Origin of the sequence: Streptomyces sp. NBC_01197 (assembly GCF_036010505.1) — a bacterium.
GTDB lineage: Bacteria > Actinomycetota > Actinomycetes > Streptomycetales > Streptomycetaceae > Streptomyces.
Map to the genome: position 1 here is coordinate 5,342,538 of NZ_CP108569.1, position 15,003 is coordinate 5,357,540.

Here is a 15,003-nt window from a genome sequence, read left to right on the forward strand (position 1 = left end):
GCTCGAATAGGGACGCGCTGTGGGCGGGGTGATGCGGGTGGGAGCGGGGTGGTGTCAGGTGGGAGTCAGTCCAGCACGGTGAGCGCCTGTTCGGCCGCGTCGCGTACCCGGCCCGGTTCGCTGGAGCCCTTCCCGGTCACCCGCAGCCCCTGCATCAGGACCAGCAGCATTCTGGCGAGCGCGCGGGGGTCCCGGTCCGCCGGGAGCTCGTCCTGGGCCTGCGCTCTGGTCAGCGCGGAGTGCATCAAGGTCTCCACGTGCTCCCAGCTGCGCTCGACCCGTCGGGCGAACACGGCGTCGTGCGGGCTCAGTTCGGCGGCCGTATTGGTGACGAAACACCCTCGCAGCCGCTCCGCTTCCGATCCGGCCTCGGCCGCGAACCTGCGCACCACTGCCCGGACGGCGGGCAGTGCGGGGCCGGGCTGGGACAGCTCGGTGAGGAGCTGTGGGTCGCGCAGCTCCTCGTACCGCTCCAGGGCCTTGAGGTACAGATCGTGTTTGTTGCCGAACGTGGCGTAGATGCTGGCCCGGCCGATGCCGGTGTGTTCGACGAGGTCCGCCATCGAGGTCGCCTCGTAACCCCGCTGCCAGAACAGCTCCAGCGCTGCCTGCAGTGCGGCTTCCGGGTCGAACTCCTTGGTTCTGGGCACGGTCGAACTCTAGGCTTTTACGAAACGATCGGTCAAGTATCCGAAGGCTACGCAACCGTCCGCTACGACACCGCTCAGGCGCCCGTACGGTCGGGCGCCGGGTCTCGGCGCGGGCGTTTTCGACCGGCCGTCCCGGCGGGTATGGGCGACGGCCGACCGTCAGTGGCCGCCCAGCGCTCGCGTGACGCCCTTCTCGCGGGGGCCGAGGAAGTGCGGGTCGGGCTTGAACGTGGCGTCCAGGGCTGCCTTCCCCGCCGCGAGGATCTCTCGGGTGCTGCCGTAGTACCAGGTCACGTCGTGCGGGTCGGACACGCCGACGCCGTACGACTCGATGCCGGCCGACCGGCAGAGCGCGATGGCCCTGCGGATGTGGAATCCCTGGCTGACCAGGACCGCCCGGTGCACCCCGAACACCTTCCTGGCGCGCACGCACGAGTCCCAGGTGTCGAAGCCCGCGAAGTCGCTGACGACTTTCCCGCCCGGGACCCCGTGCCGTACGAGATAGGCCCGCATCGCGTCCGGCTCGTCGTAGTCGGTACGGCTGTTGTCACCGGTGACCAGCACCACCTTCACCGTCCCCGCCCGGTACAGACCGGCGGCGGCGTCGAGCCGGTGCGCGAGGTACGGCGACGGCCGGCCCTGCCACAGACCCGCGCCGAAGACCACGGCGACATCGGCCGGGGGCACGTCGGCCGTCGTCCGCACCCGGTCGCCCGCGACGGTGAACATCCAGGTGGCAGGGGCGAGCGCCAGCACACAGCCGAGCATGACGGCCTGCACGGCACGGCGTCGGCCGCGCCTGGTCCTCGGCAGCCGCAGCCCGGGCACCCGCAGATGCGACAGGTTCGGCCGCAGTCGTCGTATGCGGGGCAGTCGTATGCGGGGCGGTACGGGTCTGCGCATGGCTGGCCTTCCGACGCCGGACGTGTCGGAATCCCGGACGCGCGAAGGGGCACGTCCGGTTCGCTCAGCAGGCCGACCGGTCCTCCGGTCCGTTCAGCCGGCCGACCGGGCTTCCGGTTCGCTCCGGCCACCGACCGGCGTCACCTGAGGGTGTACGTCAGATGAGTCACGCCGTTCCCCTCGATCACCGTGGGCCCCTCCAGCGCACGCGGCGCCTCTCGCAGGTTGTCGAGGAAGCGCACGCCCGAACCGAGCAGCAGCGGCACCAGGTCGACATCCAGCTCGTCCAGCAGCCCGGCGTTGATGCACTGCTGGGTGAGGTCGGCGCTGCCGATGACGACTTTCTTCCCGCCGGCTGTCGCCTTGGCCTGCGCGATGGCGCTCTCGACGCCGTCGGTGACGAAGGTCAGCGGGGTGTCCGCACGGGGCCAGCCGTCCGGGATGCTGTGGCTGACGACGATCACCGGCTTGCCCATGGGATGCCCGCCGATCCAGCCGCCCGCGTCGTCGAACGTACGCCGCCCGTAGACGAGCACACCGACCTCCGAAAGACCGCGGTTCAGCCGCTGGGCGCTGGCCTCCGAGACCTTGAACGTCATGTCCGGGTCCGCGGTCCTGACCGCGACGTCCCCGTTTCCGTACCAGCGGAACAGCTGATCGATCCCGTCGGAGGGGTGGGAGACGAACCCGTCCAGCGACATGGACATGTTGGCGCTCACCTTGGCCATCGGTTCTCTCCGCTCTGCTCGGCCGTCCCGTTCCACGTTCCTCCGGTACGGACGGTCCGGCTACCCGGAGGCCGCACCCGGTGCTCCCGGCGCGCCGCCTCCTGAACCGCCGCATGGCGGGCCCGGCCGCGTCCGGGGCCCGGGACTCAGTACTGTCGGGGCATGGAAGGCACCGCGTACACCCCGACCGACTGCGAACGCTGGGACACCGAGCCGGACAAGAGGCCCGGCCGTACCGCTTTCCAGCGCGATCGCGCGCGCGTGCTGCACTCGGGTGCGCTGCGCCGGCTCGCGGGCAAGACCCAGGTGGTCACGCCGGGCTCCCTCCCGCAGACGGCGGGGGAGCCACCGCTCCAGACCTGGGACTCCAGCCCGCGCACCCGCCTCACGCACTCCCTGGAATGCGCCCAGGTCGGCCGTGAACTCGGCGCCGCACTCGGCTGCGACCCCGATCTCGTCGAGGCCGCCTGTCTCGCCCACGACCTGGGCCACCCGCCGTTCGGCCACAACGGCGAACTGGCGCTCAACGACTTCGCCCGGGACTGCGGCGGGTTCGAGGGCAACGCCCAGTCGCTGCGCCTGCTCACCCGTATCGAACCCAAGAGGTTCGTGCCGTCGGACACCTCCGGCGAGCCGGTCAGCGTCGGTCTGAACCTCACCCGGGCCGCCCTCGACGCGGCCACCAAGTACCCATGGCCGCGCGGCGGACACCCCACCGAGCCCGGCTCGGTGAAATTCGGGGTGTACGAGGACGACCTGCCCGTCTTCGACTGGGCCAGGCTCGGCGCCCCGGCCGGCCGCAAGTGCTTCGAGGCCCAGGTCATGGACTGGTCCGACGACGTGGCGTACTCCGTGCACGACGTCGAGGACGGGCTGCACGCCGGGCACATCGACCCCGGCTGTCTGACCTCCGGGCCCGAGCGGGACGCCATCATGGCGGTGGCCGTCGGCCGTTACGTGCCCGGCGACACCGAGATGGCCGAGCTCACCGACGCACTCGACGGCCTGCTCGCCCAGGAATGGTGGCCGCACGGCTACGACGGCACCGCCGTCGCGCAGGCCCGGCTGAAGGACGCCACCAGCCAGCTCATCGGCCGGTTCTGCCTGGCCGCCGAGAGCGCGACCCGGGAGTCGTACGGCGCGGGGCCGCTCACCAGATACGCGGCGGAACTGGTCGTTCCACGCCGGGCGCGCCTGGAGTGCGCTGTCCTCAAGGCCGTCGCGGACCGATATGTGATGCAGCGCGAGGAGCAGGAGCGGCTCCGTATCAACCAGCGCGAAGTGCTCGCCGAACTGGCCGGGGCGCTCACGGCCCGGGCGCCCGAAGGGCTCGACCCGCAGTTCCGCGCACTGTTCGAAGCGGCACCCGGCGAACGCGAACGCAAACGTGTGATCGTCGACCAGATCGCCTCACTCACGGACACCGCGGCCCGCTCTCTGCACGCGCGGCTGACCGTCAGTCACTGAGGATGACCGCCGTACGGATCTCCGCCGGACCGCCCGTGGTACTGCTCTCCGCCGCCATGCCATCATGACCGGCCATTCCTGACCGTGCGTGAGCCTCAACACCTCACACCTCTTCCCCCATCACACTCCGTGCGGGACGCTCGCAAGTGGCGCCAGCACTCCAAGGAGGCAACAAGTGGTCGACGCACATCTGACGTTCGTCATCATCGGCGGCGGGCTCGCGGGGGCGAAGGCCGCCGAAACCCTCCGCACCGAAGGGTTCGCGGGCCGTGTGATCCTCATCGGTGACGAACGCGACCACCCCTACGAACGCCCGCCCCTGTCCAAGGGTTTCCTGTCGGGCAAGGACGAGCGTGACAGCGTCTACGTCCACGAGACCGCCTGGTACGCACAGGCCGACATCGAGCTCCACCTGGGCCAGACCGTTGTCTCCATCGACCGTGCCGTCAAGGTCGTACGCCTCGGTGACGACACGGCCATCCACTACGACAAGCTGCTGCTGGCGACCGGCGCCGAGCCGCGCCGCCTGGACATCCCCGGCACGGGTCTCGCGGGCGTGCACCATCTGCGCCGGCTCGCCCACGCCGACCGGCTGCGGAACGTCCTGACCTCGCTCGGCCGGGACAACGGCCATCTGGTGATCGCGGGAGCGGGCTGGATCGGCCTGGAGGTCGCAGCGGCCGCGCGCGGCTACGGGGCCGAGGTCACCATCGTCGAACCGCACCAGACCCCGCTGCACTCGGTCATCGGTCCTGAGCTCGGCCAGATCTTCACCGACCTGCACGCCGAGCACGGTGTCCGCTTCCACTTCGGCGCACGCCTCACCGGGATCACCGGCCAGGACGGCATGGTCCTGGCCGTCCGGACCGACGACGGCGAGGAGCACCCGGCCCACGACGTGCTCGCCGCGATCGGCGCGGCCCCCCGCGTCTCGCTGGCCGAGGCCGCGGGCCTTGAGCTGGTGGACCGGGCGGACGGCGGCGGCATCGCCGTCGACTCCTCGCTGCGCACCTCCGACCCGGACATCTACGCGGCGGGCGACGTCGCGGCCGCGCAGCACCCGCTGCTCGGCGCCCGGCTGCGCGTCGAGCACTGGGCGAACGCGCTCAACGGCGGCCCGGCGGCGGCCCGTGCGATGCTCGGCCAGGGCGTGGCGTACGACAGGATCCCGTACTTCTTCTCCGACCAGTACGACCTGGGCCTGGAGTACTCGGGATGGGCGCCACCCGGCTCGTACGACCAGGTGCTCATCCGGGGCGACGCGGGGAAGCGGCGGTTCATCGCCTTCTGGATGAAGGAAGGGCGGCTGCTGGCCGGTATGAACGTCAATGTGTGGGACGTCACCGAACAGCTCCAGCGACTGATCCGCTCCGGCGCGACGCTGGACCCGGAGGCGCTCGCGGACCCGTCGGTGGACCTGGCCACGCTGGGCGCCTGAGAGGACGTACGGGCCCGCCCGGCCGGGCAGGCCCGTACGGAGTGTCCGAGCCGGACCGTAGACTTCACCCGTGGCAGGCAGGATCAACGATGACGACGTGAAGGCGGTCCGGGACGCGGTCCCGATCGACGCCGTCGTTTCCGAGTACCTCCAGCTGCGGAACGCGGGCGGCGGGAACCTGAAGGGGCTCTGCCCCTTCCACGACGAGAAGTCCCCCTCCTTCCAGGTCAGTCCGGCCAAGGGCCTCTTCCACTGCTTCGGCTGCCAGGAGGGCGGGGACACCCTCGCCTTCATCATGAAGATCGACCACCTCTCGTTCTCCGAGGCGGTCGAGCGGCTCGCGGGCACGGCCGGCATCACCCTCCGGTACGAGGAGGGCGGCTACACCCCCAACAGCCAGCGCGGCGAGCGCATCCGGCTGGTCGAGGCGCACAAGGCGGCCGCGCAGTTCTACGTCGAGCAGCTCGACAGCGCCGAGGCCGAGATCGGCCGGAAGTTCCTCGCCGAGCGCGGTTTCGACCAGGCCGCCGCCACCCATTTCAGCGTCGGCTACAGCCCGGCCGGCTGGGACCACCTGACCCGCTATCTGCGCGGCAAGGGCTTCTCCGACAAGGAGCTCATCACCTCCGGACTGTCCCAGGAGTCGCGCGGCGGCAAGCCCATCGACCGCTTCCGCGGCCGGCTGATGTGGCCGATCCGCGACATCAGCGGCGAGGTCGTCGGCTTCGGTGCGCGCAAGCTGCGCGACGACGACAACGGGCCGAAGTACCTCAACACCCCCGAGACGTCGATCTACAAGAAGTCCCAGGTCCTCTACGGGATCGACCTGGCCAAGAAGGAGATCGCCAAGTCCAGCAGGGCCGTCGTCGTCGAGGGGTACACCGACGTCATGGCCTGCCACCTGGCCGGGGTGACCACCGCCGTCGCCACCTGCGGAACGGCCTTCGGCACCGACCACATCAAGATCCTCCGCCGGCTGCTCATGGACAACGGCAGCGCCCGCGTGATCTTCACGTTCGACGGGGACGCGGCCGGACAGAAGGCGGCCCTGCGCGCCTTCGAGGACGACCAGAAGTTCGCCGCCGAGACCTATATCGCCATCGCCCCGGACGGGATGGACCCCTGCGACCTGAGGCTCGCGCAGGGCGACGAGTCGGTGCGCGGCCTGGCCGAACCCCGCACCCCGCTCTTCGAGTTCGCACTCCGCCAGATCATCTCGCGCTACGACCTGGAGACCCCGGCGGGCCGGGCGACGGCGCTCGACGAGGCGGCGCCCGTGGTGGCCCGGATCAAGAACAGCGCCTCGCAGCACGAGGTCGCCGTACAGCTGGCCGGGATGCTCGGCATCCTCGACACCCAGTTCGTGGTCAAGCGCATCAGCCAGCTCGCCCAGTGGGCCCGCGGCCGGGGCAACGCACCGGCGCCCACGCGAGGCGGCCGCCCCTCACAGCAGGTGGAGGCGGCGCGCCCCCCGTCGAGCGGCCCCGCGCTCCACCTCCGCAGCCCCGCGCACCGCACCGAGCGCGAGCTGCTGAAGCTGGCACTGCAGCGCCCGGAACTGGTCTCCCCGGCCTTCGACGCCTACGGGGCCGACGAGTTCACCGCCCCGCCGTACGCCGCCGTACGCGAGGCGATCATGGAGGCGGGCGGCGCCGAGCAGGGCATCACCGACTCCTTCGAGTACCTCACCCGGGTCCGCGCGGCGGCGCCGGACGACACCGTCCGGGCCGTGGTCACCGAGCTGGCCGTGGAGGCGATCATGCGCCGTACGGTCGACGAGCTGTACGCGGGCGAGCAGCTGGTGCATGTCCGGCTGCGCGCGGTCGACCGGCGGATCACGGACGTCCAGGGCACGCTGGCCCGGGCCTCCACCCAGGGCGACGCCGAGCAGTACGCGGCGGTCCAGAACGAGTTGTGGACCCTCCAGCAGTACGGCCAGTCCCTGCGCAACCGCGGCGCCGAAGCGCTCTGAGCCGGACAAGAAGGGGCTGAGCCGCCCCCCGGTCACCGGTCGGGGCAGCCGGCTCCCGGCCGCCCGGTGGCGTTCCCGTAACCGGCGGGTCACGAACCGGACTCAGAAAGTCACCGCACACCTCTCGTGGCCGCGCTGTGTCGTGCCCCACACTGGGCAGCGGCGCCTGAGACCGACCGGCACATGGGGGACGGAAGGCGGGCTCGGCCGCCGCTGTCCCGCTGCCGCACGCCCCGACCCGGCAGTCATCCTGGAGGCCGCCCCCGTGCAGACCCGGACCCCGACCCAGACCGATGTGGCCCCGGCAGTCCCTCAGCAGGGCCCGGCCGCAGGCCACCCCGAAACCGTCCCCGGTCAGGCCCGGCCCGCACGGGAGGCCGTCCCCGAAGCCGTCCCCGAGGTCGTGGTCGAGGACCCGGACGGAACGCCCGCACCCGTGCGCACCGGCACCGCGGACACCGGCGGCCCCTCGTCCGACCTCTTCCGCCAGTACTTACGGGAGATCGGCCGTATCCCGCTGCTCACGGCGGCCGACGAGGTGGACCTCGCCCGCTGTGTCGAAGCGGGCCTCTTCGCCGAGGAACGGCTGGGGAGTTCGGCCGGTCTCGACTCCCGCCTCGTCGTGGACCTGGACCGCCTGGTGGTGCTCGGGCGGATGGCCAAACGACGGCTGATCGAGGCCAACCTCCGCCTCGTGGTCTCCGTCGCCAAGCGGTACGTGGGCCGCGGGCTGACCATGCTCGACCTGGTCCAGGAGGGAAACCTCGGCCTGATCCGGGCGGTGGAGAAGTTCGACTACGCCCGGGGCTACAAGTTCTCCACGTACGCGACCTGGTGGATCCGACAGGCGATGTCCCGGGCGCTGGCCGACCAGGCCAGGACGATACGGGTCCCGGTGCACGTGGTCGAGCTGATCAACCGCGTGGTCCGGGTCCAGCGCCGGATGCTCCAGGAACGCGGGTATGAACCGACCCCCGAGGAGGTCGCGGCCCAGCTCGAACTCACCCCGGAACGCGTGGGGGAGGTGCTGCGTCTCGCCCAGGAACCGGTGTCCCTGCACGCCCCGGTGGGGGAGGAGGACGAGGTGGCGCTGGGCGACCTGATAGAGGACGGCGACGCGGCGTCCCCGGTGGAGTCGGCGGCGTTCCTGCTGCTGCGGCAGCACCTGGAGGCGGTGCTCTCCACACTGGGCGAACGCGAGCGCAAGGTCGTCCAGCTCCGCTACGGCCTGGCGGACGGCAGACCCCGCACGCTGGAGGAGATCGGACGGATCTTCGGGGTGACGCGGGAGCGGATCCGCCAGATCGAGTCCAAGACCCTGAACAAACTGCGGGACCACGCCTTCGCGGACCAGCTGCGGGGCTACCTGGACTGAGCGCAACCCCGCAGCGGGACCCTGCGAGCCGCTGATCCGGACCGGCTGACCCGGGCCGGCTGATACGGACCGACTGATACGGACCGACAGATCCAGACCCGCCGGCCCCGATCCGCTAATCCACCTCCACGACCGCCTGCGCGAACTGCGCCGCGTAAAGCCGCGCATACGCCCCGTCCGCAGCCAGCAACTCCTCGTGCGACCCCTGCTCCACGATCGACCCGTTCTCCATCACCAGAATCACGTCCGCGTCCCGGATCGTGGAGAGCCGGTGTGCGATGACGAAGCTGGTGCGGCCGTGCGCCAGACGCGCCATCGCCTGCTGGATCAGCACCTCGGTACGGGTGTCGACGGAGCTCGTCGCCTCGTCGAGCACCAGGATCACCGGGTCGGAGAGGAAGGCCCGCGCGATCGTGATCAGCTGCTTCTCTCCCGCGCTCACCCCCGTACCCTCGTCGTCGATGACCGTGTCGTACCCCTCGGGAAGGGTGCGGATGAACCGGTCGGCGTGGGCAGCCCGGGCCGCCTCCTCGATCTCCTCGCGGGTGACGGCGCGCGACGAGCCGTACGCGATGTTCTCCGCGATCGTGCCGCCGAACAACCAGGTGTCCTGGAGGACCATGCCTATCCCGGAGCGCAGTTCCTCCCGCGTCATGCCGGCGATGTCGGTCCCGTCGAGCGTGATCCGCCCGCCGGTCACCTCGTAGAACCGCATGAGCAGATTGACCAGTGTCGTCTTGCCCGCGCCGGTCGGACCGACGATCGCGACCGTGTGCCCCGGTTCGACCGAGAGGGACAGATTTTCGATGAGCGGTTTGTCCGCCTCGTACCGGAAGGCGACCTTCTCCAGCGAGATGCTGCCGCGCACCGCCACCGGACGGTCGGCGGTACGGGCACCGGGTACCGCGTCGGACACCGGGCCGGACACGGAGTCGGATTCCGTGCCGGAGGAGTCGGCGTCGGGCGTCTGCTCCTCCGCGTCGAGCAGTTCGAAGATCCGCTCGGCGGACGCCACACCCGACTGCACCAGGTTCGCCATCGACGCGACCTGGGTCAGCGGCTGCGAGAACTGCCGCGAGTACTGGATGAAGGCCTGCACATCACCGATCGACAGCGACCCGGAAGCGACCCGCAGCCCGCCGATGACTGCCACAAGCACGTAGTTGATGTTGGAGACGAACATCATCAGCGGCTGCATGATGCCGCTGTTGAACTGGGCCTTGAACCCCGCCTCGTACAGCGCGTCGTTCTGCTCGCGGAAGGCCTCGGCCGACTCCGCCTGCCGTCCGAAGATCTTGACCAGGGCGTGCCCGGTGTACATCTCCTCGATATGGGCGTTGAGCTTGCCGGTGACCTTCCACTGCTGCACGAACTGCGGCTGGGACCGCTTGCCGACGCGCGTGGCCACCAGCACCGAGAGCGGTACGGTCACCAGCGCGACCAGCGCCAGGATCCAGGAGATCCAGAACATCATCGCCAGTACGCCGATGATGGTGAGCAGCGAGTTCATGAGCTGGCCCATGGTCTGCTGCATCGTCTGGCCGATGTTGTCGACGTCGTTGGTCGTCCGGCTGAGCACCTCACCGCGCTTCGCCCTGTCGAAGTACGACAGCGGCAGGCGCGAGAGCTTCGCCTGGATCTCCTCACGCATCCGGTACATGGCCTCGTTGATGATCCGGGCCGCGAGCCGGGTGGTGACGAGCATCAGCAGACCCGCGCAGCCGAAGGCCGCCAGCGCGAGCAGCAGGATCTCTCCCACCTGGGTGAAGTCGATGCCCTTGCCCGGCGTGAAGTCCACACCGGAGAGCATGTCGGCCATCGCGCCCTGGCCCCTGGCGTGCAGGCCCTTCAGAGCCTGCGCCTTGGTCGTGCCCGCGGGCAGATGGCGGCCGATGATCCCGGCGAAGATCAAGTCGGTCGCCCGGCCGAGGATCTTCGGTCCGACGACCGAGAGCGCGACGCTGCCGACGACGGCCAGCAGCATCGTGAACAGCGCGGCACGGTCCTGCGCCAGCTGCCGCAGCAGCCGCTTGCCCGACCCCTTGAAGTCCATGGACTTCTGGGTCGGTCCTGCCATCATGCGTCCACCAGGACCGGACATCAGGCCGCCTCCGCCTCGGTCAGCTGGGAGAGCACGATCTCCCGGTATGTCTCATTGCCGTCCATCAGTTCGTGGTGCCGGCCCGTCCCGACGACCTGGCCCTCGTCCATGACGACGATCCGGTCCGCGTCGCGGATGGTCGAGACACGCTGGGCGACGATCACCACGGTCGCCTGGGCGGTCTCACGCCGCAGCGCGGTCCGCAGCGCCGCGTCGGTCGCGTAGTCCAGCGCCGAGAACGAGTCGTCGAAGAGATAGATCTCCGGCCGCTGGACCAGTGTCCTGGCGATCGCCAGCCGCTGGCGCTGCCCGCCGGAGACGTTGGTGCCACCCTGGGCGATCGGCGCGTTCAGCCCGCCTTCGAGCTTCTCGACGAACCCCTTGGCCTGCGCCACATCCAGCGCGTGCCACAGCTCCTCGTCGGTCGCGTCCGGGTTCCCGTACCGCAGGTTCGTCGCGACGGTCCCGGAGAACAGATACGGCTTCTGCGGCACCAGGGACACGGTCTTCGCCAGCAGGACGGGGTCGAGTTCCCGTACGTCCGTGCCGTCCACCAGCACCTCGCCGCCCGTGGCGTCGAACAGCCGCGGTACGAGACCGAGCAGCGTCGACTTCCCGCTGCCGGTCGACCCGATCACCGCGGTGGTCTCACCGGGCAGCGCCTCCAGGGCGACCTCCCGCAGCACCGACGCCTCGGCGCCCGGGTACTTGAACCCGGCCCCGCGGATCTCCAGATGGCCGTGCCTGGCCAGCTCGGTGACGGGATTCAGCGGCGGCACCACGCTGGAGTCGGTGGAGAGCACCTCCTGGATCCGCTCGGCGCAGACCTCCGCGCGCGGCACCATCATGAACATGAAGGTGGCCATCATCACGGACATCACGATCTGCATCAGATAGGAGAGGAACGCCGTGAGCGCCCCGATCTGCATCGCGCCGCTGTCGATCCGGTGCGCACCGAACCAGACCACCGCGATCGACGACACGTTCACCACGGTCATCACCGTCGGGAACATCAGGGCCATCAGCCGGGCGGTCCCCAGGGAGACCTCGGTCAGCTCGGCGTTGGCGCCCTTGAAGCGCTCCTTCTCGTACGCGTCCTTCACGAACGCGCGGATGACGCGGTTGCCGGTGATCTGCTCACGCAGCACCCGGTTCACCGTGTCGAGCCGGACCTGCATCTGCCGGAAGAGCGGCCGCATCCGCCGGACGATCAGGGAGACCAGTACGAGCATGACCGGGACGACCGCGATCAGTACGAGCGAGAGCGGGACGTCCTGGCCGAGCGCCAGCACGATGGCGCCCACGCACATGATCGGCGCCGAGGCCATCAGGGTGAACGACATCAGGACCAGCATCTGGATCTGCTGGACGTCATTGGTCGTCCGGGTGATGAGGGACGGTGCGCCGAAGTGCCCGACCTCACGGGCGGAGAAGGACTGCACCCGGTCGAAGACACCGGCGCGGATGTCCCGGCCGAGTGCGGACGCGGTCCTGGCGCCGAAGTAGACGGCGCCGCCGTTGCAGATCACCTGAACCACGCTGATGGCGATCATGAGACCGCCGTAGCTCAGGATGTAACCCGAGTCGCCCTTGACGACACCGTTGTCAATGATGTCCGCGTTGAGCGTCGGGAGATAGAGGGTGGCGCAGGTCTGGAGCAGCTGAAGCAGCGCCAGCATGGCCATGGGTTTCTTGTACGGACGCAAATGGGTCCGCAGAAGTGATATGAGCACGTGCATCTCTCGGGTCGGCGGTCCGGCGGGGCTTCCGGCAGGGCAGGGAAAATCAGGGACGGTGTCCGGCCGTCCCAGTTTCCGGCACCGCGCAGCCCTGCACGAACCGTTTTCCTCAAACAGGGGTCAAGAACACGACCGTCAGGCCGGCGCGCCGAACGCTCCGGGGTGGATCTGGTCACGCGTCGCCGCGTACTGCTTGCGCACCGCCTGCCCCACCGCGAGCCCGTCGCCCGGTTCGAGTACCTGCGCCGCCGCGCCCTGCCAGGCGGGCGGGGTCTGCGGATCCAGCGTGCCCTCGGAGACGCCGAGCGCCCAGGCAGCCTGCCGGGCGGCACCGACCGCCGCGTAGTCGGCGGGCTGCGGGACGACCACCTGCGCCCCGAAGATGCCGGGTGCGGCGGCCTGGACGGCGGGCAGTTCGGCGGCGGCGCCCAGCAGGAAGACCCGGCGCACCTCGACGCCGCGGTCCCGCAGTACGTCCATGGCGTCCGCCAGCGAGCAGAGCATGCCTTCGAAGGCCGCCCGCGCCACGTGCTCACGCTTCATCGACTCGCGGCGCAGCCCGGACAGAGTGCCCGCGGTGTGCGGCAGCTGCGGGGTGCGTTCACCCTCCAGATACGGCAGGAGCACCACTCCGGACGCACCGGGGGTGGAGGTCAGCGCCAGTGCCGACAGGGCCTCCAGGTCCTCGGCGCCGAGGAGTTCGGCGGTGCCGCGCAGCGCCCGTACGGCGTTGAGCGTGTGCACCACCGGCAGATGCATCCCGGTGGCGTCGGCGAACGAGGTGATCATCCCGGACGGGTCGGACAGCGCCTCGTGGTGCACGGCCATCACCGAACCCGACGCGCCGAGCGACACGACCACGTCTCCGGCCGAGACCCCCAGACCGAAGGCGGCGGCCATCGTCTCGCCGGTGCCGGCCGAGATCAGCAGCCCCTCGGGGGTGGTCCCCGCCGAGTCGGACGGGCCGAGCACCTCCGGCAGCGCGGCCGTGTGCCCGAGAGCCAGCTCCACCAGATCGGGACGGTAGGCGCCGGTCGCCGCCGACCAGTAGCCGGTGCCCGACGCGGCGCCCCGGTCGGTGATCCGCCGGGCGGGCCGCCCGAGCAGCTGCCACACGAGCCAGTCGTGCGGCTGGAGCAGGGCGACGATCTTCGCGGCCGCCTCCGGCTCCTGCCGCGCCAGCCAGCGCAGCTTCGACACCGGCTGCGCGGCCTGCGGTACGGAGCCGACCGCCTCGGCCCACGCGGACCGGCCGCCGAGCGAATCGACCAGATCCGCCGCGGCGACCTGCGCCCGCTTGTCGTTGCCTACCAGCGCGGGCCGTACGAGATTGCCCTGCCGGTCCAGCGGCACCAGGCCGTGCTGCTGGGCGGACACGCCAATGGCCTGCACGCCTTCCAGCAGCCCGCCGGACGCCGCCTCACCGAGCGAGAGCAGCCAGCTCTGCGGATCGGCTTCGTACTTGCTGGCCTCGTTGGCCCTGTTGGCTTCTTCGCCCCCACCATCCGTCTGTGGATGGGGCGCATACCCCTGGCGCAGCACGGCACCTGTGTCCGTGTCGCACACGACGATGCGCGTGAAGGCGGCTGAGCTGTCAAGACCGGCGACTATCCCCATACGGCCCGATTGTGCCGCACGCGGGGGACGTCAGGTGTTGGTGGTGCCCCAGTCGTCCTCGACGGCCCCGTTCCGCTCGCGCAGCGACCGGACCCGGTGGGCCATCGCGTCGGGCATCCTGTCGCCCATCTTCTCGCTCACGGTGTGGAGCGCCTTGCCCGCGACCTCCCGCCCGTTCTGCGCGGCGGCCTCGGCCGCGTTGCGTACGGCCGGATTCTCCGCGACCTGACGGGCGGACTTCTTCAACTGCTCGTAACGCTCCCGACCGGCACGTGTGCCGATCACATAACCGAGAGCGAGTCCCACGACGAACGTCAGCTTGTACCGCATGGCTGCCTTCCCTTGTGCCGGTGCTGCCCGCCTACCCGGCCGGCACGTGATCACCCGGGGCGGAACCGATTGGCGGAGCACCCCCCTGCTTGCGCTAATGTATGTGTCGCAGCGAGCACACGCCCCCCGGGAACGGTTCGGTGGGTACGTTCGGTGCACAGCAGCAATCCCCTGTAGCTCAATTGGCAGAGCAGCCGGCTGTTAACCGGCAGGTTACTGGTTCGAGTCCAGTCGGGGGAGCGCGGTCCCCTGTAGCTCAATTGGCAGAGCATTCGGCTGTTAACCGGAGGGTTACTGGTTCGAGTCCAGTCGGGGGAGCAAGACGGAAGAGGGCCCCTCAGGGGCCCTTTTTCGTGCTGTTTCCCGCCGGGGTGGAACCGCCCCGGCCACGGCGCAGTCCTCATGGTCAGCGATGCCGACCATCCGAGGCAGGAGATCGTATGAGCGGCTATGCTGCGGCAGACGGCGCGCACACGTGTACGCGCCACGCCGTAATGGGGCGGTAGCTCAGCCGGTTAGAGCAGCGGACTCATAATCCGTCGGTCAAGGGTTCGAGTCCCTTCCGCCCCACCAAAACTGCCCGTCGAAAAAACGTTCTGACCAGCTACTTAGCTGGTTGGGGCGGCGTACGCCGGGATCTTGGCGGCCCGTTGCGATCAGGCTTTCATGATCGTGAGGACAAA

At 70.1% G+C, this 15,003-nt stretch carries 11 protein-coding genes and 3 tRNA genes; 7 read left to right on the forward strand and 7 right to left on the reverse strand.

What is annotated here, in order from left to right:
- Positions 1-65 precede the first annotated feature (65 nt).
- The 3 genes from OG452_RS24440 to OG452_RS24450 all read right to left on the reverse strand — a co-directional run bounded on the left by OG452_RS24440 (position 66) and on the right by OG452_RS24450 (position 2,281).
- On the reverse strand, positions 66-650 hold the full coding sequence (locus tag OG452_RS24440) for a TetR/AcrR family transcriptional regulator (protein WP_327297712.1): 585 nt from the start codon (positions 648-650) through the stop codon (positions 66-68).
- Between the two features lie 159 nt (positions 651-809).
- On the reverse strand, positions 810-1,553 hold the full coding sequence (locus tag OG452_RS24445; RefSeq protein ID WP_442810085.1) for a SanA/YdcF family protein: 744 nt from the start codon (positions 1,551-1,553) through the stop codon (positions 810-812).
- 140 nt (positions 1,554-1,693) lie between these two features.
- The gene (locus tag OG452_RS24450) at positions 1,694-2,281 is read right to left on the reverse strand and encodes a dihydrofolate reductase family protein (RefSeq protein WP_327297713.1); all 588 of its coding nucleotides are present in this window, start codon (positions 2,279-2,281) and stop codon (positions 1,694-1,696) included.
- Between the two features lie 162 nt (positions 2,282-2,443).
- Here OG452_RS24450 and OG452_RS24455 point away from each other — a divergent pair, with 162 nt between their 5' ends.
- The 4 genes from OG452_RS24455 to OG452_RS24470 all read left to right on the forward strand — a co-directional run bounded on the left by OG452_RS24455 (position 2,444) and on the right by OG452_RS24470 (position 8,533).
- Positions 2,444-3,748 (forward strand): deoxyguanosinetriphosphate triphosphohydrolase, encoded by a 1,305-nt coding sequence (locus OG452_RS24455; RefSeq protein WP_327297714.1) that lies wholly within the window; start codon positions 2,444-2,446, stop codon positions 3,746-3,748.
- Positions 3,749-3,923: 175 nt separating this feature from the next.
- On the forward strand, positions 3,924-5,186 hold the full coding sequence (locus OG452_RS24460) for an NAD(P)/FAD-dependent oxidoreductase (protein ID WP_327297715.1): 1,263 nt from the start codon (positions 3,924-3,926) through the stop codon (positions 5,184-5,186).
- Between the two features lie 70 nt (positions 5,187-5,256).
- On the forward strand, positions 5,257-7,158 hold the full coding sequence (gene dnaG / locus OG452_RS24465; protein ID WP_327297716.1) for a DNA primase: 1,902 nt from the start codon (positions 5,257-5,259) through the stop codon (positions 7,156-7,158).
- 142 nt (positions 7,159-7,300) lie between these two features.
- A complete protein-coding gene (locus tag OG452_RS24470) occupies positions 7,301-8,533 on the forward strand; it encodes an RNA polymerase sigma factor (RefSeq protein WP_327297717.1) in 1,233 nt (410 codons plus the stop codon).
- A gap of 115 nt (positions 8,534-8,648) precedes the next feature.
- Here the strand turns inward: OG452_RS24470 and OG452_RS24475 are convergent, their stop codons facing one another.
- The 4 genes from OG452_RS24475 to OG452_RS24490 all read right to left on the reverse strand — a co-directional run bounded on the left by OG452_RS24475 (position 8,649) and on the right by OG452_RS24490 (position 14,320).
- Positions 8,649-10,634 (reverse strand): ABC transporter ATP-binding protein, encoded by a 1,986-nt coding sequence (locus tag OG452_RS24475; protein ID WP_327297718.1) that lies wholly within the window; start codon positions 10,632-10,634, stop codon positions 8,649-8,651.
- Positions 10,634-12,367, reverse strand: coding sequence for an ABC transporter ATP-binding protein (locus OG452_RS24480; RefSeq protein WP_327297719.1), 1,734 nt, complete (start codon positions 12,365-12,367; stop codon positions 10,634-10,636). Before OG452_RS24480 ends, OG452_RS24475 begins: the two co-directional genes overlap by 1 nt.
- Before the next feature lie 141 nt (positions 12,368-12,508).
- Positions 12,509-13,990, reverse strand: a complete 1,482-nt coding sequence (locus OG452_RS24485; RefSeq protein ID WP_327297720.1) for an FGGY family carbohydrate kinase — start codon at positions 13,988-13,990, stop codon at positions 12,509-12,511.
- A 30-nt stretch (positions 13,991-14,020) separates the two neighbouring features.
- Positions 14,021-14,320 carry a YtxH domain-containing protein gene (locus OG452_RS24490; RefSeq protein WP_327297721.1) on the reverse strand — a complete coding sequence of 100 codons (300 nt, stop codon included), beginning with the start codon at positions 14,318-14,320 and terminating at the stop codon, positions 14,021-14,023.
- A gap of 167 nt (positions 14,321-14,487) precedes the next feature.
- On the opposite strand from OG452_RS24490, the gene OG452_RS24495 reads away from it, so the two are divergent.
- From OG452_RS24495 to OG452_RS24505, 3 genes are all read left to right on the forward strand, one after another.
- Positions 14,488-14,560 (forward strand) — tRNA-Asn (locus tag OG452_RS24495).
- A 5-nt stretch (positions 14,561-14,565) separates the two neighbouring features.
- Positions 14,566-14,638, forward strand: a tRNA-Asn gene (locus OG452_RS24500).
- A gap of 178 nt (positions 14,639-14,816) precedes the next feature.
- Positions 14,817-14,893 (forward strand) — tRNA-Ile (locus OG452_RS24505).
- The last annotated feature ends 110 nt before the right edge of the window (positions 14,894-15,003 follow it).

Bases quoted from the DNA above. Each gene is read 5' to 3' on its own strand.
- OG452_RS24445 (WP_442810085.1), bottom strand. From the start codon at position 1,553: ATGCGCAGACCCGTACCGCCCCGCATACGACTGCCCCGCATACGACGA.
- OG452_RS24450 (WP_327297713.1), bottom strand. From the start codon at position 2,281: ATGGCCAAGGTGAGCGCCAACATGTCCATGTCGCTGGACGGGTTCGTC.
- OG452_RS24455 (WP_327297714.1), top strand. From the start codon at position 2,444: ATGGAAGGCACCGCGTACACCCCGACCGACTGCGAACGCTGGGACACC.
- OG452_RS24475 (WP_327297718.1), bottom strand. From the start codon at position 10,634: ATGTCCGGTCCTGGTGGACGCATGATGGCAGGACCGACCCAGAAGTCC.
- OG452_RS24485 (WP_327297720.1), bottom strand. From the start codon at position 13,990: ATGGGGATAGTCGCCGGTCTTGACAGCTCAGCCGCCTTCACGCGCATC.
- OG452_RS24490 (WP_327297721.1), bottom strand. From the start codon at position 14,320: ATGCGGTACAAGCTGACGTTCGTCGTGGGACTCGCTCTCGGTTATGTG.